At 69.0% G+C, this 23,081-nt stretch carries 19 protein-coding genes and 2 pseudogenes; 12 read left to right on the top strand and 9 right to left on the bottom strand.

The features are described from left to right. Window positions 1–371 precede the first annotated feature (371 nt). The 4 genes and pseudogenes from ABZ117_RS29115 to ABZ117_RS29130 all read left to right on the top strand — a co-directional run bounded on the left by ABZ117_RS29115 (window position 372) and on the right by ABZ117_RS29130 (window position 6,242). Window positions 372–2,228: an NACHT domain-containing protein gene (locus tag ABZ117_RS29115; RefSeq protein ID WP_356824978.1), complete on the top strand. Its 1,857-nt coding sequence runs from the start codon at window positions 372–374 to the stop codon at window positions 2,226–2,228. Then, window positions 2,185–2,874, top strand: a pseudogene (locus tag ABZ117_RS29120) (ATP-binding protein); the annotation flags it as partial. The gene ABZ117_RS29115 and the pseudogene ABZ117_RS29120, both read left to right, overlap by 44 nt. A 410-nt stretch (window positions 2,875–3,284) precedes the next feature. Then, entirely contained in the window at window positions 3,285–4,433 is a 1,149-nt protein-coding gene (locus tag ABZ117_RS29125) for a hypothetical protein (protein WP_356824839.1), read from the top strand. A gap of 745 nt (window positions 4,434–5,178) precedes the next feature. Next, window positions 5,179–6,242: pseudogene (locus ABZ117_RS29130) on the top strand (site-specific integrase). A gap of 73 nt (window positions 6,243–6,315) precedes the next feature. Here ABZ117_RS29130 and glnA read toward each other — a convergent pair. Beyond that, a complete protein-coding gene (glnA, locus tag ABZ117_RS29135; protein ID WP_121791281.1) occupies window positions 6,316–7,677 on the bottom strand; it encodes a type I glutamate--ammonia ligase in 1,362 nt (453 codons plus the stop codon). A gap of 329 nt (window positions 7,678–8,006) precedes the next feature. Here glnA and ABZ117_RS29140 point away from each other — a divergent pair, with 329 nt between their 5' ends. Further along, a complete protein-coding gene (locus ABZ117_RS29140) occupies window positions 8,007–9,191 on the top strand; it encodes a globin domain-containing protein (protein WP_356824841.1) in 1,185 nt (394 codons plus the stop codon). 33 nt (window positions 9,192–9,224) lie between these two features. On the opposite strand, the gene ABZ117_RS29145 is transcribed toward ABZ117_RS29140, so the two are convergent. Beyond that, window positions 9,225–9,668, bottom strand: coding sequence for an Rrf2 family transcriptional regulator (locus ABZ117_RS29145; protein ID WP_356824843.1), 444 nt, complete (start codon window positions 9,666–9,668; stop codon window positions 9,225–9,227). Between the two features lie 138 nt (window positions 9,669–9,806). Here ABZ117_RS29145 and ABZ117_RS29150 point away from each other — a divergent pair, with 138 nt between their 5' ends. The 3 genes from ABZ117_RS29150 (at window position 9,807) to ABZ117_RS29160 (ending at window position 13,292) form a co-directional block, all read left to right on the top strand. Beyond that, window positions 9,807–10,484, top strand: a complete 678-nt coding sequence (locus ABZ117_RS29150) for a DUF3105 domain-containing protein (protein ID WP_356824845.1) — start codon at window positions 9,807–9,809, stop codon at window positions 10,482–10,484. After that, window positions 10,481–11,113 (top strand): DUF305 domain-containing protein, encoded by a 633-nt coding sequence (locus ABZ117_RS29155; RefSeq protein ID WP_356824847.1) that lies wholly within the window; start codon window positions 10,481–10,483, stop codon window positions 11,111–11,113. The genes ABZ117_RS29150 and ABZ117_RS29155 overlap by 4 nt, the downstream gene beginning before the upstream one ends. A 235-nt stretch (window positions 11,114–11,348) precedes the next feature. Continuing rightward, complete coding sequence (locus ABZ117_RS29160; protein WP_356824849.1) at window positions 11,349–13,292, top strand: S53 family peptidase; 1,944 nt, start codon at window positions 11,349–11,351, stop codon at window positions 13,290–13,292. 63 nt (window positions 13,293–13,355) lie between these two features. On the opposite strand, the gene ABZ117_RS29165 is transcribed toward ABZ117_RS29160, so the two are convergent. Further along, a complete protein-coding gene (locus tag ABZ117_RS29165) occupies window positions 13,356–13,616 on the bottom strand; it encodes a DUF397 domain-containing protein (protein WP_356824851.1) in 261 nt (86 codons plus the stop codon). After that, a complete protein-coding gene (locus tag ABZ117_RS29170) occupies window positions 13,609–14,469 on the bottom strand; it encodes a helix-turn-helix transcriptional regulator (RefSeq protein WP_356824853.1) in 861 nt (286 codons plus the stop codon). Before ABZ117_RS29170 ends, ABZ117_RS29165 begins: the two co-directional genes overlap by 8 nt. Before the next feature lie 115 nt (window positions 14,470–14,584). Between ABZ117_RS29170 and ABZ117_RS29175 the strand changes: the two genes are divergently transcribed. The 3 genes from ABZ117_RS29175 to ABZ117_RS29185 all read left to right on the top strand — a co-directional run bounded on the left by ABZ117_RS29175 (window position 14,585) and on the right by ABZ117_RS29185 (window position 16,563). Further along, complete coding sequence (locus ABZ117_RS29175) at window positions 14,585–14,806, top strand: hypothetical protein (protein ID WP_356824855.1); 222 nt, start codon at window positions 14,585–14,587, stop codon at window positions 14,804–14,806. Beyond that, complete coding sequence (locus ABZ117_RS29180; protein WP_356824857.1) at window positions 14,806–15,177, top strand: ATP-binding protein; 372 nt, start codon at window positions 14,806–14,808, stop codon at window positions 15,175–15,177. Before ABZ117_RS29175 ends, ABZ117_RS29180 begins: the two co-directional genes overlap by 1 nt. A gap of 171 nt (window positions 15,178–15,348) precedes the next feature. After that, window positions 15,349–16,563, top strand: coding sequence for a cytochrome P450 (locus ABZ117_RS29185; RefSeq protein WP_356824859.1), 1,215 nt, complete (start codon window positions 15,349–15,351; stop codon window positions 16,561–16,563). On the opposite strand, the gene ABZ117_RS29190 is transcribed toward ABZ117_RS29185, so the two are convergent. From ABZ117_RS29190 to ABZ117_RS29210, 5 genes are all read right to left on the bottom strand, one after another. Then, window positions 16,553–16,972, bottom strand: coding sequence for a hypothetical protein (locus ABZ117_RS29190; protein ID WP_356824860.1), 420 nt, complete (start codon window positions 16,970–16,972; stop codon window positions 16,553–16,555). The genes ABZ117_RS29185 and ABZ117_RS29190 overlap by 11 nt on opposite strands. A gap of 93 nt (window positions 16,973–17,065) precedes the next feature. Then, window positions 17,066–18,283: an MFS transporter gene (locus ABZ117_RS29195; protein WP_356824862.1), complete on the bottom strand. Its 1,218-nt coding sequence runs from the start codon at window positions 18,281–18,283 to the stop codon at window positions 17,066–17,068. A 142-nt stretch (window positions 18,284–18,425) separates the two neighbouring features. Further along, window positions 18,426–19,463 carry an endonuclease/exonuclease/phosphatase family protein gene (locus tag ABZ117_RS29200; protein WP_356824864.1) on the bottom strand — a complete coding sequence of 346 codons (1,038 nt, stop codon included), beginning with the start codon at window positions 19,461–19,463 and terminating at the stop codon, window positions 18,426–18,428. 191 nt (window positions 19,464–19,654) lie between these two features. Beyond that, entirely contained in the window at window positions 19,655–20,281 is a 627-nt protein-coding gene (locus ABZ117_RS29205; protein ID WP_356824866.1) for a TetR/AcrR family transcriptional regulator, read from the bottom strand. A gap of 76 nt (window positions 20,282–20,357) precedes the next feature. After that, entirely contained in the window at window positions 20,358–21,944 is a 1,587-nt protein-coding gene (locus tag ABZ117_RS29210) for an MFS transporter (RefSeq protein ID WP_356824868.1), read from the bottom strand. Between the two features lie 170 nt (window positions 21,945–22,114). Here ABZ117_RS29210 and panB point away from each other — a divergent pair, with 170 nt between their 5' ends. Continuing rightward, window positions 22,115–22,981, top strand: coding sequence for a 3-methyl-2-oxobutanoate hydroxymethyltransferase (gene panB, locus ABZ117_RS29215; protein WP_356824870.1), 867 nt, complete (start codon window positions 22,115–22,117; stop codon window positions 22,979–22,981). The last annotated feature ends 100 nt before the right edge of the window (window positions 22,982–23,081 follow it).

Consider the following 23,081-nt stretch of genomic DNA (forward strand, 5'->3'; position numbering starts at 1 on the left):
CCCGCTGAACCTGGTGCCGGCCGCCGCGGGCATCATCATCGGCGTCGGCAACGTCACCATGAAGTTCACCGGCACCTTCAGCCTCAGCGGCATCGAACAGCCGGAACGCCGATCGACTGATGGAAGACGCTGCATTTGAAGAGAGATATCTCGCCTATGTGGCGCATAAACATTCCCAGCTTACGATTTACGGGATCGACCTAACTGAAGCTCCGGGACAGTGGCCGATCGACACTGCCTACTTGACCCTGCATGCCGGGTCGAGGCAGCTCCATGCCGCAGGCAGCGACGATGCGTCGACTGATTCGCGTTACGTTACAGTTCACACTGATGTTCCCTCGGATCAAGTGCTCGCGGAAAAGCCTCGGGTGATGCTGCGGGGAGTGGCAGGGTCAGGAAAGACCACGTTGATTCAGTGGCTCGCCGTCACCGCCGCCACTCAACAATTGGATGGTCCGCTTGAATACCTAAGAGGGCGAATCCCTCTCGCACTGTCGCTGCGTAGCGTTAGTCGTGCGGGGAAGGATTTGCCGCTGCCTAGTCAGTTCCTGTCTTCAGTGAACTGCCCCTTGTCAGGCATGCAGCCCGATGGGTGGATGGAGAGGGTTTTAGCGGCCGGCCGGGCGTTAGTAATGATTGACGGGGTCGACGAAATCCCGGAGGCGGAACGCGACAAGACGCATACCTGGATCAATGATTTGCTTGGTAGCTTCCCTGGGAACCTCTGGTTAACAACGTCGCGCCCTTCAGCCGTTCCGGAAGACTGGCTGAAGGCTCAGGGTTTTGCCGAGCTGATACTGGCCCCTATGGGATACAGCGATGTTGCTTCATTTATTCAGCGGTGGCATGCGGCAGCGGGCGCCTCGGACTCGTTCAGAGATTCGCTCCTTGCGGCCGTAAGGTCTAAACAGGACTTGAGTCGCCTTGCAACCAACCCGCTGATGTGTGGTCTCATTTGTGCGCTCCATCGCGACCGGCGCGCCTTTCTTCCCGAAGGGAGGAAGGAGCTCTACGAAGCCGCGCTCTCTATGTTTTATCGGCGAGACCGAGAGCGCAACATGGGCGAGCCAGACGGGATCCACCTCAGAGAGGAGCCGAGGATTCAGCTCCTTCAAAAGCTCGCCCACTGGCTGATCCGCAATAATCGCGCTGAAATGGATCGCAGTTTAGCTGAGCGGATCATTTCAGACGCGCTGCCCTCTGTCGCCTCAGCTGCCGCCCAAGGGGACGCTCAACAAGTTTTTCGTCACCTGCTTATGCGCAGCGGACTTCTCCGTGAACCGAGTGCTGGTCGCATCGATTTTATTCATCGCACATTTCAGGACTACTTAGGGGCGAAAAGGGCCGTAGAGCAGTGGGATATTGGCCTTCTTGTCTCCAATGCTGGCGCCAGTCAGTGGGAAGACGTTCTTCGAATGGCGGTGGCGCACGCTCGTCCGCATGAGCGAGCCGAGCTAATCGGGCACATAATTGCAGACGGAGATGCCAGTCCCTCTCGGGCCGCCCGGGCTCGACTTCATCTCTTGGCAATGGCCTGCCTTGAGCACGCAACTGAACTGGATCCACGAGTGCGCAGTGCTGTGGAGAAGAGGGCCGCCGCCCTATTTCCGCCTCAGGACATGGATGACGTAATGGCGCTTGGCGAAGTCGGGCCGATTGTGCTTGAGTTCCTGCCTGTCGACTCTCACGACGTCGGTGAGCAGGCTCGCTACACTATTGCGATTGCTTCCACGGTTGGAACCGATCAGGCAATCCCTATCATGGCTGCATATCGCCGTTCGCGCGATGTAGTGATTCGCACGCAACTCGCTAACTCGTGGCATCGATTCGACACGAAGCGGTATGGCGAAGAGGTGATTTCACACCTGAGTGTGGAGGATCTTTTCTTCTCTGTGTCAAGCTTGCAAGAAGTTGAGGTGCTAAACCGCATGGGTGGTAGACCTATGATCCGCGTTGACGCCCCGATGTCGGCCGAGCAATTGAGCGAGAATATTGATCCTTCGACGCTTTGGCAGCTATGGCTCACTAGAGATACTTGGGGAGGCGACCTGGGTTGGCTCACATGCTTCAATAATCTAAGAGTGCTGCACCTGACCGATAAGGATGCCGAGGTGGACGTTGCAGGCCTTGCCGGAATGGACAGACTCCGCACCATTCACAGCAACTGTAGACTTGTGGTAGGCGTCGACAAGCTCCCGCCTTCGGTTGCGTTTCGTGCATATTCTTGACGGGGAACGCAGGTTTTCAGGTCGGTGGAGCGGATTTAGGGCCATGATCTGCGAGGCTCGCGCCAAAGTGGCTCGCGCTCTCTTCACCGACGGGGACGTCGTCCGCTCCCGCTATCGGCGCCCCATGCTCCTGACCGGCATCGACGTCGGCATCATCCGGCCCGACCTCGCCGAACGCCTCCTCCCGCTCCGCCTCGTGCGGCCCCGGGTACGGCGAACCGAGGCAGAGCTATGGAGGGAATACGCGGAGATCCTGCCGATCGTTCTCGGCTCCCTGCTGGACCTGACAGTGAAAGTGCGGGCCGCGCACGCGGACACCCCCACCGACCTGCGGATGGCCGACTTCGCCCACCTATGCGCAGACCGTCCTTCGGCACGCCGCAGACATCGAACCGGGCGCAGAGCAGCGGATGACCTCACGGAGTGGCTGCACTGCCTCACCCGCCTCTACACCGGCGAGGACTTCCACCCCCTGCCCAAAGGCTGGCCCACCACCGGCAAAGTCCTCTCCGACCGCCTCAAGCGGCTACAGCCGACCCTGGCCGCCCGCGGCGTCCTCATCGATTCGGGCCGCACCAGGGAGGGCCGCTACATCGAGATGACCCGGTCGCCGGCCCCCACTCCATACGAGCAGCAGGCGTTCTGACCGACGACCGGCACCGCCCCGAACGCACGAGCAATAGGAGCACCCCCGGCCAGGCGTGCTGCTCTTGCTGTTCGGCGGCGGCGCCGCCCGCGAGGTCGCGCCGCGAAGCGGCTCCTTCTTCACGCCCTGAGCCGCACTACACCACCACTGACCGGTGACAGCGAACCTGGACCGATTGCCATCGAAGTCGGACCACTGCCGTCGGGCGACATCAGGATGTCAGTGGTTCCGACACCAGGGGTGCCAGTAGTAGGTAAGCGCCTCGTCGGAATCGGGGAGACGAAGGTCGTAGTGGACGTCGTCGGTGAGAACGGCAGTGACCTACGCGTGGCCGATGCGGCTGCCCGAGGCGTCTAGCGCGGCTGGCGGCTGCTGTGGTTCTCTCAGTGCCCGGACACGCAGGGGGACGCATGGACGCAGCGGGCAGCATGGCGTTATCGGCTGTACAGGTACTGACCGCCATGGCGACAGGGGCAGGCACCGAGGCAGGCCGAGCGTTGGGAGACGTGGTACGGGCACGGTTGGGCACTTCGGAGGAAGGCCGGGCCGCTCTGGCCAGGGTGAGCGCTGCCCCGGCGGATCCAAATGCAACACAAGGGCTCCAGGAAGCGATCCGCGAGGCCATTGAAGCCGACCCCGACTTCCAACACCGTGTGGCTGCAGCATTGGCCGGGTCGTCTCAAGCCGCTCCCCCCGCCTACACGATCAGCCACTCGTATGAGGACAGCATCGTCATCGGCGCTGGCGCCAAGGTGCGGCGGAGCCAGATCTCACTGGGCCCGCTGACGATCAACAACACCCGGAGCGCTCGCGTATCTCTCACCGCGGCCGCGGCGCTGCTGCTTGCGCTGCTAGCCCTGGCCGCATACGGCGGGGCGCAGGTGATTGCCGGCGACGACTCTCCGGGGGTGGTGTCCAGCGGTACTTCTCCGCGAAGTCCCCGCACGGCGTCCTCCGCCCCATCGGCGCCGTCCGGTGGCGCGCCCGTCCCGGTAGTGAGCGACGCGGCCCTGGCGGAGCAGATCCTTCCCGGTCCGGAAAGCCTGCCGGACGGCTGGACTTTCGCCAGCGGCTCACCACAGAAGGAAACATGCCTTAACGGCCGTGTGGGCGTCGAGAAGGACGGGACGCTCCGCGACATCTGCAAGCACTCGCTGCTAGACCTGACAGCGTGGTACAACGCGGGACCTGAGGCCGGTTTCGACAAGGTGCACATCGAGGTCGTGACGTACTCCAGCCATGACGCCAGCGCGCAGGGATACCTCGGCCAGAGAGCAGAGGAGGCCAGCAGCCCGCCCAGCGGCGTGACGGAAGAAACGCTGCCCTCCTACTGCGAGGATTCAGCCTTCTTCAGCGTGATCTATCCCGGCATCCTCACTGGCGTGGACAAAGGGGAGGCACGGAGCGTCGTCCACTGCGGGACCGTCATGTTCAACATCTACGCCCGGAACGAGCACGGGACCAGCGTCGATCTCGACACGCTCAGCAACCTCACCCACACGGTTGCCACCCGAGCCCAGCAGGCGCTGAAGGGCGAGACCCCTACCGCTGCCTACTGACAACGTCCACGTCGCCGGGCACTGACATGTCCGTATCATCGACAACTGTGCGGTTCGTGACAGCGAAGATGCACCGGCGCAGGTCAGCGCACTGCCGGAACCTCCATTGAATCGGCCGGCGCTCAGACGGCCCCGGAGCGAACCGCTGAATCGCCCTCATCAATGGGGGTCTGCACCGTCCGTGACCTCTCGCGACAGCCGCACACCCGACCTGCGGCGGCCCATCTTCGTTGTCGCGAACTGTGTTCGGTCCAGCTTCGATGACATTCGGTCCAAGTTCGGTGACACGGGACAACCACAGACGCCTCCTCCTTTTCCTTAAGTAGGAAACGCTGCGTCACCTGCGTCACAGAGCCCCGAAAAACGGTGGGTGACCTGGGCATACAGCCGTGACGCAGACGGCCGCTCGCTGCGTCACCCCGCGTCACCCGTGACGGACAGCCTGCGTCACCGGTGACGCACCCCCACCCCGCTGCGTCACCCAAATCCGCAGGTCAGGGGCCTGAATGACGCAAATGACGCGGTGACGCAGAAATCCGCGCTTCGGACGGACGCGGTCCCTTCGCCCCATGACCAGCCCTGACTACCGGAGGGCGTAGTGGCCCCACCTCGAGTCCTTTGATACGGCACGGGCATGCGGTACCGCGCTCGGTACATCGGCCCCGACGGAACCGAGAAGAGCAAGTCGTTCCCTGACGGTCAGAAGCGTCTCGCTGATCAGTAGCTGGCTCACGTCGAGGCAGACATGTCGCGCGGCCAGTACGTGGACCCCGCCGCCGGCCGCGTGACGTTCCGGCAGTACGCCGAGAAGTGGCTGAAGACCCAGACCACCGACATGACAACGCGGGAATCGGTCGAGTCTGCGATTCGGGGGCACGCCATTCCCTACTTAGGGCCGCGCCCCTTGGGGTCCTTCAAGCCGGAGCACATCCGGGACTGGCTGAGTGAACTGGAACGGATCGTCCCTGCATCGTCGTATCGGCGCGTGATCTATAACAACGTCTCGTCTATCCTCAGCGCGGCCGTCGATGATGGTCACCTGTCGAAGAACCCATGCCGCGCTCAGTCCGTTCGGCCCCCTGCCCCTGGCACGGGACGGGTTGTCCCTGGAGTGCGGAACACGTCTTTGCCGTCCGGGCAGCCCTGCCAGAGCGATTTCGCGCGATTGTTGATCTGGGCGCCGGGTGCGGTCTTCGTCAGGGGGAGATCTTCGGACTCGCCGCTGATGCCATCGCCTTCGACTCTGGATGGCTGCACGTCGGGAACCAGGTGAAGGTGACCAGGGGACGTCTCGTGTTCTCGCCGCCGAAGCGAAACAAGGTGCGCGACGTCCCCCTACCGGACCGCTTGGCACACCTCCTGAAGAGGCATATGGAGGCGATTCCCCCGGTACAGGTCGCTCTTCCGTGGCTTCGGCCCGACGGGCCACTCATCACGAAACGACTCTTGTTCACCCGGCCGGATGGTGCCGGCGCCATTCGGCGAACCGACTTCAACGTCCACGCGTGGAAACCCGCTCTCGTGGCGGCCGGTGTGATCCCGCAGCCGGAGCCGGGCCAGAGGCACCAAGCCGCCCGCGAGCACGGCATGCACGCCCTGAGGCACTTCTACGCCTCGGTCCTGCTGGATGCCGGCGAGAACATCAAGGCCCTGAGTCACTACCTGGGACACACCGACCCGGGCTTCACACTCCGGGTCTACACCCATCTCATGCCGAGCAGCGACGCACGGGCCCGGAAAGCCGTGGACAGCCTCTACGAGGGCGCCGACCCGGCGCCGGACGGCCCAGAGACGGCCCAGAGGCGCTGAGACGCCGTGTGGCCGACCACGACGAGCGGTCGGCCACACGGGTGTCAGAGCCTGATATCGGTCTGACCTGCTGCTACAGCACCGGCAGGTTCTTGCGCAGCTCGAAGGCCGTGACCTCGGAGCGGTACTCCTCCCACTCCGACTTCTTGTTGCGCAGGAAGAAGTCGAAGACGTGTTCGCCGAGGGTCTCGGCGACCAGGTCGCTGCTCTCCATGAGGGTCAGGGCCTCGCCGAGGTTCTGCGGGAGGGGTTCGATGCCCATGGCGCGGCGCTCGGCGTTGGAGAGGGCCCAGACGTCGTCCTCGGCGCCCGGCGGGAGTTCGTAGCCCTCCTCGATGCCCTTCAGGCCGGCGGCCAGCAGCACCGCGTACGCCAGGTACGGGTTGGAGCCGGAGTCGATGGAGCGGACCTCCACGCGGGCGGAGCCGGTCTTGCCGGGCTTGTACATGGGGACGCGGACGAGGGCGCTGCGGTTGTTGTGGCCCCAGCAGATGTACGAGGGGGCCTCGCCGCCGGCGCCGGCGGTGCGCTCGGAGCCGCCCCAGATGCGCTTGTAGGAGTTCACCCACTGGTTGGTGACCGCGGAGATCTCCGCCGCGTGCCGGAGCAGGCCGGCGATGAAGGAGCGGCCGACCTTGGAGAGCTGGTACTCCGCGCCGGACTCGTAGAAGGCGTTGCGGTCGCCCTCGAAGAGGGAGAGGTGGGTGTGCATGCCCGAGCCGGGGTGCTCGGAGAACGGCTTGGGCATGAAGGTCGCCTGGACCCCCTGCTCCAGCGCCACCTGCTTCATGACCAGGCGGAACGTCATGATGTTGTCGGCCGTGGAGAGGGCGTCGGCGTAGCGCAGGTCGATCTCCTGCTGGCCCGGGGCGCCCTCGTGGTGGGAGAACTCCACGGAGATGCCCATCGACTCCAGCATGGTGATCGCCTGGCGGCGGAAGTCCATGCCGACGTTGGTGGGCGTGTGGTCGAAGTAGCCGGAGTTGTCGGCGGGGGTGGGGCGGGAGCCGTCCAGCGGGCGGTCCTTCAGCAGGAAGAACTCGATCTCCGGGTGGGTGTAGAAGGTGAAGCCCAGGTCGGAGGTGCGGGCGAGGGCGCGCTTGAGGACATAGCGCGGGTCGGCGAAGGACGGGGAGCCGTCCGGCATGAGGATGTCGCAGAACATGCGGGCCGTGCCGGGGGTCTCCGCGCGCCAGGGCAGGACCTGGAAGGTGGACGGGTCCGGCTTGGCGATCATGTCGGACTCGTAGACCCGGGCGAAGCCCTCGATGGCGGAGCCGTCGAAGCCGATGCCCTCGTCGAAGGCCTGTTCCAGCTCGGCGGGGGCCACGGCGACGGACTTGAGGAAGCCCAGCACGTCCGTGAACCACAGGCGTACGAACCGGATGTCGCGCTCCTCCAACGTCCGGAGCACGAACTCCTGCTGCTTGTCCATCTTCCGCTTCCCCATCCTTGCTGGTCAGGCCGCCTGTCTCCCGTATCACGGGAGGCGGTCGGGCACCTGAGCATCCCACCACAACACCATTTCGTGCGCGTTGCGGACCTTGATCGCCCGAGCGTCCTGGAACTGAACGCCTCTCTTACGGCCGGTGTACCGCTCTGCCGCCCATCTTGCCTGCTCGGGCCGTCATCCGTAATGGCCGGTCCGCTCGGCGCCGATGGCCGGTCCGCCGCCCCGGTGAGCGACACCACGGCCGCTTAATTTGCATCTCATATGCAAGTTTTCATAGCGTGCCGGTCAGCCGAGTCCTCCGAGGAGTCCCGATGCTGACCGAACAGTCCGCAGCCACCGTCCGCGCCACCCTGCCCGCCGTCGGCGCGGCCATCGGCGAGATCACCGAGCGCTTCTACGGCCGCCTGTTCGCCGCCCAGCCCGAACTGCTGCGGGACCTGTTCAACCGCGGCAACCAGGCCTCCGGCGCCCAGAAGCAGGCCCTCGCCGGTTCGATCGCCGCCTTCGCCACCCACCTGCTGGACCACCCGGACCGGCGGCCCGACGCGATGCTGGCCCGGATCGCGCACAAGCACGCCTCCCTCGGGGTGAGCGCCGAGCAGTACGAGGTCGTCCACGAGCACCTCTTCGCCGCCATCGCCGAGGTTCTCGGCGACGCCGTCACGCCCCAGGTGGCCGCCGCCTGGGACGAGGTGTACTGGCTGATGGCGCACGCCCTCGTCGCCGTCGAGAAGCGGCTGTACGAGGAGAGCGCCGGCCGGGGCTTCAGGGAGTTCGAGGTGGTCGAGCGGGTGGCGGAGACCGCGGACGTCGTCACCTTCCGGCTGCGGCCGGCCGACGGCGGCCCGGTGGCCGGCTTCCGCGCCGGGCAGTACGTCTCCGTCCGCGTCACCCTGGACGACGGGGCCCGGCAGATACGGCAGTACAGCCTGTCCGGCGCGCCGGGCGAGACGGTGCGGCAGATCAGCGTCAAGCGGGTGGACGGCGGTACGGCGCCCGACGGCGAGGTCTCGAACCACCTCCACGCGCGCGTGCGCCCCGGTGACCTGCTGGAGCTGTCCGAGCCGTACGGCGATCTCGTCCTGGCCAGCGGACCGGACACGCCGCTGCTGCTCGCCTCGGCGGGCATCGGCGTGACCCCGATGGTCGCGATGCTGGCCGATCTCGCCGCCTCGGGCCACCGCGGCCCGGTCACCGTCGTGCACGGCGACCGCTCCCCCGCCGACCACGCCCTGCGCGCCGACCAGACGACGTACGCCGGCAGGCTGCCGGAGTCGGCCGTGCACCTCTTCTACGAGCGGGACGCCGAGCCGGGCACCCGGACCGGTCTGGTCGACCTGGCCGGTATCGCCGTGCCGCCCGGCACGCGCGCGTACCTGTGCGGCCCGCTGCCCTTCCTGCGCGCGGTCCGCGCCCAGCTGATCGCGCGGGGCGTGGCTCCGGCGGACGTGCACTACGAGGTGTTCGGCCCCGACCTGTGGCTGGCCCAGGACTGAGCGGCGGCAGCGCCGGGGCCGGCCGCGGAGCGCTCAGGCCGGTCCCGGCCCCCGGGTCAGGCCCAGCAGCAGCGGCCCGGTCGGCTCGGTGACGATCTCGGCGACCGTGACGGAGTCCAGCGTGGCGAAGAAGGCCTCCTGGGCGCGGCGCAGGGCACCGCGCAGGCGGCAGCCGTCGCGCAGCGGGCAGGGGGCCGTGCCCTCGCACTCGACCACGTCGCCGTCGCCCTCGAAGGCGCGCACCACCGCGCCGACCGACGCCGTCCGCCCCCGTTCGGACAGGGCCAGGCCGCCGCCCCGGCCGCGGCGGGCGTCGACGAGGCCGAGGTGCTGGAGTTCGGCGACGACCTTCGCGGCGTGCGTGTAGGGCACGTCCATGTCCGCGGCGACCTGGCGGGTGGTGGGCGTGGCGCCGGCGGCGACCGCGAGTCGCATCAGGACACGCAGAGCCAGGTCGGTGGAGCGCAGCAGCCGCATACCGCGAGGGTAGGTAACGCGCATCCGCGCTTCAAATCAGCCGGTTCCCGCGCCCTCCCTACGGAACCACGGCCCCCGCGCATTACGATCAGCGGGCCCCACCGTCCACGTCCCCCCTTCCGCAGAAGGACACGCCTCATGGGTTCCGGCAAGAACAGCAGCACCGCGGCGCGCAAGGCGCGCATAGAGGAGATGCGGCGCGCGGAGCGTGTCCGCGACCGCCGCAACCGGGTGCTCACCATCGCCGCGAGCGTGGTGGTCGTCGCCGGTCTCGTCGTCGGCGGTGTGGTCCTCGTGCACAAGCAGTCCGGCGACAAGGACGCGGCCGCGAGCGGTGACGCCAAGAGTGCCGGGGTCTCCGGCCACTTCACCACCGGCAAGGACGGGGTGCGGACCTGGTCGGGCAAGCTGTCGCGGACGCACGTGACGACCAAGGTGTCGTACCCGATGCACCCGCCGGTCGGCGGCAACCACAACCCGGTCTGGCTGAACTGCAACGGCGACGTGTACACCAAGCCCGTGCAGGACGAGAACGCCGTGCACGCGCTGGAGCACGGCGCGGTCTGGGTGACGTACACGGGCAAGGCGCCGAAGGCGGACGTCGACGCGCTGGCGGCGAAGGTGAAGAAGACGCCGTACTCGCTGATGAGCCCGTACGAGAACCAGGCCGCCCCGCTGATCCTGTCGGCGTGGGGCCACCAGGTGGCGGTGAAGAGCGCGGGCGACCCCGAGGTGGACAAGTTCTTCTCCACCTATGTGCAGGGCCGCCAGACGCCCGAGCCGGGTGCCTCGTGCACCGGCGGGGCCATGAAGTGAGGCGCCGGCACGTCGGCTGGACCGCGGGGGCCGCGGCAGCGGTGCTCGTCGCGGCCGGTGCGATCACGTACGCGGTGGCCGAGGACACGGGCGGGGCGGGCACGCGCGCGCCGGGCGCGGAGTCGGCGGACGCCGGGTTCGCCCGGGACATGGCCGTCCACCACCAGCAGGCCGTCGAGATGTCGTACATCGTGCGGGACCGCACGAAGAACGCCGAGGTCCGGCGCCTCGCGTACGACATTGCGCAGACCCAGGCCAACCAGCGCGGCATGCTGCTGGGCTGGCTGGACCTGTGGGAGCTGCCGAAGGTGTCGGCGCAGCCGCCGATGACCTGGATGGGCATGGGGGACATGCCCGCCGGCAAGGACGGCGCGCTGATGCCGGGCATGGCGACCAACTCCGACCTGAGGAAGCTCGGCACGCTGAGCGGGAAACGGGCCGAGGTCTTCTACCTCCAGCTGATGACGGACCATCACAAGGGCGGCGTCCACATGGCCGAGGGATGTGTCGCCAAGTGCGCCGTCGGCGTGGAGAAGCGGCTCGCCCGGGGCATGGTGGAGGCCCAGCGGTCGGAGATACAGCTGATGGCCGACATGCTCAAGGAGCGGGGCGCGCACGCCCGTTCGTGAGCGGGGCGCGCACGCCTGTTCGTAACACCACCGTCGGGACGAAAGACTCAAAGCGCCCTGCATGACGGCTCCTTGGGCTTCTCTTGACTTTTACGTTCCCCTGACATGAACGGTTCATCGCAAGAGTGACCCCCATCGTGTGATCCCTTCGCCGGCCGACACCGCCGCGGGCCGGCGCGCGGAACCACGACGTACCGACCACTACATGCATGCGAAACGCATCGCAGGGGGTTCTATGAGATCCAACCGTGCCACCGTGCGCGCCGGTGTGAGCATGGCAGCGACACTGCCCATGATCGCCGGCGCGCTGGCGCTCGGCATGCCCGCGGCCCACGCCGCGGACTCCCCGGCCCGCGACACCCTCAAGGGCTCCAGGCCCGCGTGGGCCACGGCCAAGGCGGACAAGGGCGCGACGTCCGACCGCGCCCAGGTCAAGGCCCGGGTCTACCTGGCCGGCCGGGACGCGGCGGGCCTCGCCGCCTACGCCAAGGCGGTGTCCGACCCCGGCTCACCGCTGTACGGCAAGTACCTCAGCGCCAAGAAGGCACAGGCCCGCTTCGGGGCCACCAAGGCGCAGGTGGCCGCGGTCACGTCCTGGCTGAAGTCGGCCGGTCTGACCGTCACCGGGGTCACCCCGCACTACGTCGCCGTCTCCGGTGACGTGGCCGCCGCCGAGAAGGCGTTCGGCACCCAGCTGCACAACTTCGCCAAGGGGTCGAAGACGTACCGCGCCCCCGCGCGGACCGCGTCGGTGCCGGCCGGCCTGAAGGGCGCCGTCCTCACCGTCACCGGCCTGGACAACGCCCCGCACAAGGCGACCCACGAGGACCAGCTGCCGCCGCCGGACGCCGTGTTCAAGAACTCCGGGCCGTTCTCCTCGTACTACGGCTCGAACACCGCGAGCACGCTGCCGGACGCCTACGGCCACAAGATCCCGTACGCGATCAAGGGCTACACCGGCGAGCAGCTGCGTGCCGCGTACGGCGCCGGCGCGTACACCGGCAAGCACGTCCGCATCGCCATCACGGACGCCTACGCCTCGCCCACCATCGCCTTCGACGCGGGCAGCTACGCCAAGAAGCACGGTGACGCGGCGTGGAAGACCGGCCAGCTGCACCAGTCGCTGCCGGCGAACTACACCAGGACCGAGGAGTGCGGCGCGGCCGGCTGGTACGGCGAGGAGACCCTCGACGTCGAGGCCGTGCACGCGGTCGCGCCGGCCGCCGACGTCACCTACGTGGGCGCCGCGTCCTGCTACGACGAGGACCTGCTCGACTCGCTCAACAAGATCGTCGACAACCACCTGGCCGACATCGTCTCCAACTCCTGGGGCGACATCGAGGCCAACCAGACGCCGGACCTCGCCGCCGCCTACGACCAGGTCTTCCAGCTGGGCGCGGTGCAGGGCATCGGCTTCTACTTCTCCTCCGGTGACGACGGCGACCAGGCCGCCAAGAGCGGTACGAAGCAGGTCGACACCCCCGCCAACTCGGCGTGGGTGACGGCGGTCGGCGGCACCTCGCTCGCGGTCGGCAAGGGCGACGCCTACCAGTGGGAGACCGGCTGGGGCACCCAGAAGGCCGCGCTGTCGGCCGACGGCAAGAGCTGGACCAACTTCCCCGGCGCGTTCACCTCGGGCGCGGGTGGCGGCACCAGCAAGAACGTCGCCGAGCCGTACTACCAGAAGGGCGTCGTCCCGGACTCGCTCGCCAAGGCCAACAACGCCACCGGCAACCGCGTCGTCCCGGACATCGCGGCCATCGCCGACCCCAACACCGGCTTCCTGGTCGGCCAGACCCAGTCCTTCCCCGACGGCACCCAGCAGTACAGCGAGTACCGCATCGGCGGCACCTCGCTCGCCGCTCCGGTGATCGCGGCGGTCCAGGCCCTGGCCCAGGAGGCGCGCGGCGGCGAGGCGATCGGTTTCGCCAACCCGACGATCTACGCCAAGTACAACAAGAAGGGCGTCTTCCACGACGTCACGGACAACCCGACCGGCTCCGGCCTGGCGGTCGTCCGCGTGGACTTCGCCAACGGCCTCGACAAGTCGGGCGGCCTGCTGTACTCGGTGCGCAGCCTCGGCAAGGACAGCTCGCTGTCCGCGGTCAAGGGCTACGACGACGTGACGGGCGTCGGCTCACCGGCGGACGGCTACGTGAAGTCGTACGGCAAGCACTGACGCTCCGCTGAACGGCAGGGGGCGTGTGGTCCGGGTGGACCGCACGCCCCTTCGCGTTGCCCGCTACGCCGACTTCAGGGAGGCGATGAAGGGGGCCCAGGCGGTGGCGGGGAGGACGAGGGCGGCTCCGTCGGGGCACTTGGAGTCCCGGACGGGGACGAGACCGGGGATGTTGTCGGCGACTTCGACGCAGTCACCGCCGGTGGCGTTGCTGTGGCTCGACTTGCGCCAGAGGGCAGCGCCGGGGAAATCGCTGCCGATCTCGACACAGTGTCCGCCGTCACCGTTGCTGTAGGTGGACTTGATCCAGAGGGCGTCAGTCAAGTTGGGGAAGCTGCTTGCCATTTCGGAAGTCCTCAGCTGCTCGCTCGATGAGTCGCAAGGACGCCTTGGTATCCAGTGCGGCGGCCCTCAGACGACCGTAAGCCTTCGCGTACTGCTTCACGAGCACCGGATCGTCGATCAACTGGCCGCTGTACATCCCCTCCGTATACATGAGCGGCGGTGCGTCGCTGAAGGTCATGAACCTCGAGGTGCCCATCATGAAGGGGTACGTCCCGGCGTTCCGCAGCACGAGTTGCGCAAACGCCCGACGCTTGGCCAGCACCTCCACCAGGTGGGCCAACTGTTCCGCCATCTCGTCCGGGGGCAGGATCGGGTTCCAGATGACCTGCTCATGCAGTACGACCCAGGTCTCGGGCGAGGCCTTGTCCTCGAAAAGCCACGCCCGCTCACGTCTGTCGGCCACCTTGGCAGCCAGCACCTCCTCGGATTCCGCAGGGTACGCCGAGAGGATCACAGCCCGGATGTACGGCTCCGATTGCAACGGACCCGGGATCAGCATCGGATCCCACTCTTCGATCTCCAAGGCCCGCTTCTCCAGGTCGGGCACATCGGCGAAGTACTCGGCGTGCGTACCCTTCCTGGCCTTCCGCACATCCTCACAGTGCCGCTCGAAGAACCCGTCCGTGCCCAGTACCCGGTCCGCGTGCCGGGCCAGTTCGACCGGCATCCTCCGCTCCCCGTGTTCGATGTCGCTGAGGTACGTCTTGCCGTAGAAGCTGCCCTCCAGGAACGTCTCCAGCGACATCCCCGCCGCCTCCCGCTTCCACCGCAACTCCTTGCCGTAGAAGGTCGGGACGCTGACCGAGCCGTCGATGTCCTTGCCGCGAGCCACCACTCGCCCTCCTCCGCTGCCCTGGTCGCGAACGCGAAACCTCTTTCACCGTAGCGAGCCGGGCGACACTCTGTGAGGTGTTCGTCACACACCGCACAGAAGGTCAACACCCCCTATGCAAGACCGCTCCCCCACCGCCTACGACGTCACCCTCTGCGTCGAGGAACTCCGTACCGCCCTCGCCCTGCACGACATCACGCTGCCCTCCCTCCGCGCCGACCTGCCGAGCTTCGCGGGGACGTACGCGCCGCCCGCCGGGCTGGTCGCGCTCGGCAGCTGCAACACGGCCACGGCCCGCGCCCTCGCCGCCGCGCTGCGGAAAACGGCGGCCGGCTGATGACGCCGCTGGAAGTGCATCTGCTCGCCACGCCGAAGGCCGCGCCGGAGCTGCGCCGCCACCTGCGTGAGCACGGCTTCGACGTCCGGCTCTGTGCCACGGAGCTGCTGACGAACGTCATCGACCACCTGGGTGAGGGCACCCCGGTGACCGTACGGGTCACGGGGGCGGCGGCCGCGGGCCGTACCCGCGTCGAGGTGACCGACCCCGATCCGCGCGCGTTGCCCGTCCTGCTGTCCGCCGCGGCCACGGCGGAGTCCGGCCGCGGTCTGGCCCTCGTCGACGCGCTCGCCGAGCGGTGGGGTGTGGACCGGGGGCCGGACCGCAAGACGGTCTGGTGCGAGTTGCCCGAACCGGAACAGCTTGCCTGAAGCTCCTGTTCTGCGAGGCGCGCCGAACTGTCGCATATTGGCTGGTGATGACGTTTTCCAGGGACGGGTGGCACCCTGTGGCGGCGCCTTCCCGTATCGCCCCCGGGGTCCACGGCCGTCCCCCTCGCACCCTCGCAAGTGATGCGCCCAGCGGCGCGCCAAGGAGGCTGTATGTCGTTCCATGACCCGGCAGTGCTCGACTGCCCCTTCGACTTCGCCGACGCGCTGGAATACGACCCCTCACTGGCCTCGCTGGCCCAGCGGGGCCCGGTCAGCCGGATCCGGCTGCCCTACGGTGAGGCCGAGGCGTGGCTGGTGACCAGCTTCGCCGGAGTGCGCCAGGTGACGTGCGATCCCAGGTTCAGCCGGGCGGCGATCATCGGGCGGGACTATCCGAGGATGACGCCGGAGCCGATCGTGTCACCGGAATCGATCAACGTGACGGACCCGCCGTACGTGACCCGGTTGCGGCAGGCGGCGGCCCAGGCGTTCACCCGGGAGCGGGTGGCGGCGATGCGGCCGGCTGTGGACGGGGTCGCGGCGAAGCTGCTGTCGGCGGTGGCCGAGTCGGGGCCGCCCGCGGACCTGGTGACGTCCCTGTCGGTTCCGCTGCCCCACCTGACGATCTGCGAGCTGCTGGCCGTACCGGAGGCCGACCGCGAGCGGCTGCGTACGTACACGATGCGGCTGCTGGTCACCTCGCCGGCCGCCCGGAAGGACGCGGCCGACGCCAAGGCGGCCCTGCGGGAGTACTTCGCCGGGCTGATCCCGGCCCGGCGCGAGGCACCGGGTGAGGACCTGCTCAGCGCGATGGTCACCGCCCCGGTGCCGCCGGGCGAGGAGCCGCTGACGGACGACGAGTTGGCGGTCATGGCCGTGACGCTCATCCTCAGCGGCAACGACACCGCGACCTGCCAGATCAGCAACATCGTCTACCTGCTGCTGACCCGGCCCGAGGAGCGTGCCGCGCTGGCGCGCGATCCCGGCCGGTTCCCCGATGCGCTGGAGGAGTTGCTGCGGTTCATCCCGTTCCGCAAGGGCGTGGGCATCCCGCGGATCGCCCTGGAGGACGCCGAGGTCGAGGGGACCGCCATAGCGGCCGGTGACTACGTGCACGTGTCCTATCTGGCGGCCAACCGCGATCCGGCCGTCTTCCCCGATCCGCACACGCTGGACCTCGAACGGCCGGTGCGCCCGCACATGACGTTCGGGTGGGGCGGGCACCACTGCCTCGCCGCGCCGCTCGCGCGGGCGGAGCTGGAGAGCGCGGTCACCGGCCTGCTGACCCGCTTCCCCGAGCTGCGCCTCGCCGTCGCACCGGAGGACGTCGAGTGGGACACCGGGACCATCCGCCGCTTCCCGGTGCGGCTGCCGGTCACCTGGTAGCCGCAGGGCGCGCTCGGCGGCCGGAGCGGCGGCCGAGGAGGACGAAGAGGAGGACGCCGGCGGCGGACAGCAGCACGCCGCCGGCCAGGAACGGCACCGGGGCGTACTCGTCGGTGCAGGTCTGCGCGGCGGCCGTGGTGGCGCACACGGTGCCGGGGCCGCCCCGGTTGGAGTAGGCGAGGTAGAGGAGCGGCAGGGCCAGGCCGGTGAGGCTCCCGGTGACGGCGGTCCGGGGTCCCCGGCGGAGCAGGAACACGGCGGCCGCCGCGGCCAGGACGATCAGGATCACGCCGACCGACAGCAGGGCGGCCAGTCCCAGGGCGAAGGCCCCGCCGACGGCCAGCCAGGCCAGGAACCAGCCCCACCGCACACCCGGCCGGTCCTCGGCCGCCACCGTCGTCCGTTGCACCGTGCCTCCCGTAGAGGGGTGAGCCTGCGCGCACCTCCGGCACGGCGCCGGCGGCCGGTCCAGCGTACCGCCGGGCTGCGGCCGCGGGACGGGTCAGTGGTGCAACATCCCTGATCCCTCCGGCACATGGGAGGTGACCACGCGGCCCGCCGACGGAGTCGCCCGGCGCCGGTCCACCACCTGGGCCACGCCCGCGACCCCCAGGCCCAGGACGGCCAGGGCGGCACCGGCCGGCGCCGGGGAGGTCGCGCCGAAGCCGGCCGCGAGGGCCAGGCCGCCGATCCAGGCGCCGCCGGCGTTGGCCAGGTTGAAGGCGGCCTGGTTGGCCGAGGAGGCGAGGGAGGGTGCCGCCGACGCCTTCTCCATGACCATCAGCTGGAGCGGGGAGCCGGTGACGAACGCCGCCGCGCCGAGCAGGGTCACGGCGAGGGCCGCACTCCACTCGGCGCGCATCAGCAGCGGGAACAGCCCGAGCACGACGGCCAGGGAGGCCAGGCCGGCGAAGAGGGTGCCCCGCAGGGAGTGGTCGGCGAGCCGGCCGCCGAGGAGGTTGCCGGCGGTGGCGCCGACGCCGAAGAGCGCGAGGAGCAGGGTGACGTTCGTCTCGGCGAAGCCGGCGGTGTCCGTGAGCATCGGGGTGACGTAGCTGTAGGCGGCGAAGAGCGCGCCGAAGCCGGCCACCGTGGTGCCGAGGGCCAGCCACACCGGCAGGGACCTCAGGGCCGCCAGTTCACCGCGCAGACCGGCCGACGGCGCCGTGTGCGTGCCGTCGCGCGGTATGAGGAGGGCCAGGGACGCGATCGCGACCAGGCCGATCGCGCTGACGCCGAGGAACGTGGCCCGCCAGCCGAGGTGCTGGCCCATGAGGGTGGCGGCGGGCACGCCGGCGATGTTGGCGACGGTCAGGCCGAGGAACATCAGGGACACCGAGCGGGCCTTGCGCTCCGGCGGGACCATGGCCGTGGCGACGACCGCGCCGACGCCGAAGAAGGCGCCGTGCGGCAGTCCGCTGAGGAAGCGGGCGGCGAGCAGGGAGCCGTTGCCGGGGGCGAACGCGGAGAGCGCGTTGCCCACGACGAACAGGGCCATCAGGGCGATCAGTACCGTGCGCCGGGACATCCGGGCCGTGACGGCGGCCAGCAGCGGGGCGCCGATGACGACGCCCAGCGCGTACGCCGAGACCAGGTGCCCGGCGCTGGGGATCGAGATGTGCAGGTCGTGCGCGACGTCGGGCAGCAGGCCCATCATCACGAACTCGGTCGTACCGATGCCGAAGGCGCCCACGGCGAGGGCGAGCAGGGCCAGGGGCATGAAGGGCCTTTCAGAGAGGTGGTGCCGTACAGATCCGCGGGTATGTTCCCGTACGGAACAAATCCTCTCCGGCCCAGTATTCCAGCAGGTGACGTCCTGGTTGCCACTGTGAGTGCCGTCACCGGCCGAGCTGTGGGACGGCTCACACCCTCACGCGGGCCGCCACCGGCAGATGGTCGCTGTTCGTGCGGGGCAGCGTCCAGGAACTCTGCGGCTGCACGCCCTTGACCATGATCTGGTCGATCCGCGCCATCGGGAACGACGCCGGCCAGCTGAACCCGAAGCCGCTGCCGGCCGCGCCCTGGGTGGAGCGCAGCTGCGAGGTGACGGCGTTGAGCGAACGGTCGTTCATCGTGCCGTTCAGGTCGCCGAGCAGCACCACGCGCTGGAGCGGCTCGTCGGCGATGGCCTCGCCGAGCGCGTCGGCGCTCTTGTCGCGCTGCCGGGCGGTGAACCCGGCCTTCATCTTCACCCGCACCGAGGGCAGGTGGGCGACGTAGAACGCGACCGGGCCCTTGGGGGTGGTGACCGTGGCGCGCATCGCCCGCGTCCAGCCGAGCTTGATGTCGACGGCCTCGACGCCGGCCATCGGATACCGGCTCCACAGGCCGACCGTGCCGGCCACCGCGTGGTACTTGTACGTCGCCGCCAGCGCCTTCTCGTAGACGGGGACGGCGGAGGCGGGCAGCTCCTCCAGGGCCAGGACGTCCGCGCCGGAGGCGGCCACGTCGCGGGCGGTCGCCGCCGGATCGGGGTTGTCGGCGTTGACGTTGTGGGTGGCCACCATCAGGTCGCCGCCGCCGCCCGACCGGTCGGTGAGCAGTCCGCCGAACAGGTTCAGCCAGACGACCGCCGGGAGGAGCACGGCGACGAGCGCGGTCGCCGACCGGCGCAGCACGCCGAGGACCAGCAGCACCGGGACGGCCAGGCCCAGCCAGGGCAGGAAGGTCTCGGTGAGACTGCCGAGGTTGCCCACCCGGTTCGGGATGCGGGAGTGCACCAGCATCACCAGGCCGAGGAGCAGGGCCAGCGCGGCCAGCACGAGGCCACGGCGCCAGACGCGTGGATCGCCTCTCCAGCCCGCGGTCAGCCGGTGCGCGAGGCGCCGAAGCCGGGATCCCGGTCGCTCGGGCCCCGAGCCGCCGTTGCCCGTCTCCGTCATGTACGCCTGCTGCGCCATACCGTCTGCCTCACTGCCTGCCGTGCACACCGTTCGTCCCCCGTCCGCTTCCGACCCTAGGGGATGATCGGTCCCGTTCCCGCCGTCCCGTGACGGCCTTACGGAAGAGGACGACGAACGGTGCGGGGCGCAGAGTTCCGTTTAGTCCCCGTCCGGGCATGGTCTGTGACGAAACGCGCACATCGGCGTGACTAGGCTGTGGAGCTGACGGGCCGTAGGCCGGCCAGGACCGTGTCGACGATCTGCGCCGCCAGTCCCTCGGGCAGGTCCCCGTCCGGGCGCAGGACGGCGCGGACGAGCATGGGGCCGACGAACATGTCGTTGGCCAGCTCCAGGTCGACGTCGGCGCGCAGTTCGCCGTTCTCCCGCCCGCGGCGCAGCACGTCCAGGCCGAGGACGCGGCGGGGCTCTATGACGCTGGCGTGGTAGGCGGCCCAGATCCGCGGGCTGCTCTTCATCTGCGCGTACACGTTGTGCAGGATCGCCGAGGAGCGGCTGGCCAGACCGCGCCGGCGCAGGGACTCCAGCAGCACGACGAGGTCGTCGCGCAGGGAGGTGCCGGGGAGTTCGGGGTCGGGGGGTTCGGCGGCGCGTACGACGTCGACGAAGAGTTCCTCCTTGCCGCTCCAGCGGCGGTAGATGGTGGCCTTGCCGACCCCGGCCGTGCGCGCGACGCGCTCGATGGACAGCTCGGCGAGGGGGACGCCCTCCTCCAGGAGCTTCATCACGCCTTCCAGGATGGCGTGTTCCACCGCTTCGCTGCGCGGCCGGCCCCGTGCGGGTCCCTCCGGCCGGGGCCGGCTGTCGGCAAGGCTCACGTCGTACCGTCCTTTCACTGGCTGCGGAGATTGTCCCGCAGCGGGCTCCTTCCCCCGTGAAAGTCGCGCCGGACCGTCAGTCCTTGGCGCCGACCAACTCCGTTTCCCTGTCCTTGCGCTGCCCGGCGGGCGGCCTGCCCGGCAGGAACAGGGCCACCACCACGGCTCCGACCAGCGCGACACCCGTACCGCACAGGGCGGTGACGTGCATGGCGTGCAGGAAGGCGTCGTCGGCGGGGGTGACCAGGGCCTGGCCCCGCGGGCCCAGCTTCTCGGCGATGCCGAGGGTGGCTTGGATGGACTCGCCCGCGGTGTCGCGCAGGGCCGGCGGCAGCGCGCCGAGCTTGCCCTCGATCCCGTCGCGGTACGAGGTGGCGAGCACCGAGCCGAGGACGGCGATGCCGAGGGCGCCGCCGACCTGGCGGAAGGTGTTGCTGAGCGCGGAGGCGGAACCGGCCTTCTCGCGCGGCAGGGTCTGCATGATGACGACCGAGGTGGGGGTCATGATGTGCGCCATGCCGGTGCCCATCAGGAAGAACACGACTTCCAGCAGCCAGATCGGGGTGTCGGCCTCGAAACCGGCGAACGCGGCCAGCGTCGCCGCGATCAGCAGCAGACCGGCGGTGGTGGTGGCCTTGTTGCCGAACCGGTCGACCACCAGGCGGGCACGCGGCGCGAAGACCAGCTGGGCGACGGCCAGGGGCAGCATCAGCACGCCCGACTCCAGCGGGGAGTAGCCGCGCACGCTCTGGGTGTAGAAGACACCGAAGAACGTGACGCCCATCAGCGCGAAGAAGACCAGCGCGATGGCGCTCATGGCGGCCGAGAAGGCCTTGTTCCTGAAGTAGCTGACGTCCAGCGACGGGTGGTCGCTGCGCTTCTCGAAGACGACGAACCCGGCGAGCACGACGAGGCCGGCGATGATGGTCGCCAGGACCTTCGCGTCGGTGAAGTCGGCCAGCTCGCCGCCCTTGATGATGCCGTAGACCAGCAGGACGAGGCCGACGACGGACAGGACCACGCCGATGGGGTCGAGGCGGCCGGGGCTGGGGTCGCGGGAGTCGGGCACCAGCCACACCATCAGCACGAGCGCGAGGATCACGATCGGCACGTTGACGAAGAAGACCGAGCCCCACCAGAAGTGGTCGAGGAGGGCTCCGCCGGTGATCGGGCCGATGGCGATGGCGAGGCCGACGCCGCCGGCCCACATGCCGATGGCCTTGGGCTGCTCGTCGCGCTCGAAGACGTTCATCAGTACGGCGAGGGTGGCGGGCATGACGAAGGCGGCGCCGACGGCCATCAGCGCGCGGTAGGCGATCAGCTGGGACGGGGAGCCGGACTCGGCGGCGAGCGCCGAGCCGATGCCGAACACGGCGATGCCGCCGAGGAGCACCTTCTTGCGGCCGATCCGGTCGCCGACGAGGCCGGACGTGAACAGCAGGCCGGCGAAGACGAGGGTGTAGGCGTTGATCGCCCACTCGATCTCGCTCTGGGTGGCGCCGAGGCCGGTGGGCGCCGGGGTGGAGATGGTCTTGATGGCGACGTTCAGGATCGAGTTGTCGAGCACCACGATGAGCAGGCTCAGCATCAACACGCCCAGGATCGCCCAGCGGCGCCGGTGCACCGCCTCCGGTATCCGGGGGGCAGGGACGGGACTTGTCATGGGTCCGAGCCTATGACCATTCCGATACGGAACCGTCTCGTATCTTATTTTCTTTGCCAAGGTCTTAATCACAGGGACCCCCTCTGGCCGTGTCTGGCACGAGGTGCCACCATGGAGACGGTCCGGGGACGCCGTCAGGGCGCCTCGAGATGACTGAAGGAGCCGTTGCCATGACGCAGCTCTCGGCTGCCCAGAACAAGCCCTCCGACGGCAGCAAGGCGCTGTACGGGGGGAAGGGCACGCGTCGCATCACCGTCCGCGACATCGCCCTCGCCAAGGAGCGGGGCGAGAAGTGGCCCATGCTCACCGCCTACGACGCGATGACCGCGTCCGTCTTCGACGAGGTCGGGATCCCGGTGATCCTCGTCGGTGACTCGGCGGGCAACTGTCACCTCGGCTACGAGACCACCGTGCCCGTCACCCTCGACGAGATGACCATGCTCTCGGCGGCCGTCGTCCGCGGGACGACCCGCCCCCTGATCGTCGGCGACCTGCCCTTCGGCTCCTACCAGGAGGGTCCGGTGCAGGCGCTGCGCTCGGCGACCCGGCTGGTGAAGGAGGCCGGGGTCGGCGCGGTCAAGCTGGAGGGCGGCGAGCGCTCGCACGAGCAGATCCGCCTCCTGGTGGAGTCCGGCATCCCGGTCATGGCCCACATCGGCCTGACCCCGCAGTCCGTCAACGCGATGGGCTACCGCGTGCAGGGCCGGGGCGAGGAGGCGGCGCAGCAGCTGCTGCGGGACGCGAAGGCCGTGCAGGACGCGGGTGCCTTCGCGGTCGTCCTGGAGCTGGTCCCGGCGGAGCTGGCGGCCGAGGTGACCCGGGTGCTGCACATCCCGACCGTGGGCATCGGAGCCGGCCCGGAGACGGACGCGCAGGTGCTGGTGTGGACCGACATGCTGGGTCTGACGTCCGGCCGGATGCCGAAGTTCGTCAAGAAGTACGCCGACCTGCGTGAGGTCATGGGCACCGCGGTGAAGGCGTTCGCGCAGGACGTCGTCGGCGGAACGTTCCCGCTGGAGGAGCACTCCGTCCACTAGCCACTGCGGCACCACCCCGGGCAGCCCGCCGATCGTCCCCCGTCGGCGGGCTGCCCCTTTTCCGGACGGCATCGTGAACCTCTGGCCCCAACTTCCCCTC

The organism is Streptomyces sp. NPDC006309 (assembly GCF_040613095.1).
In the GTDB taxonomy this organism is placed as follows: domain Bacteria; phylum Actinomycetota; class Actinomycetes; order Streptomycetales; family Streptomycetaceae; genus Streptomyces.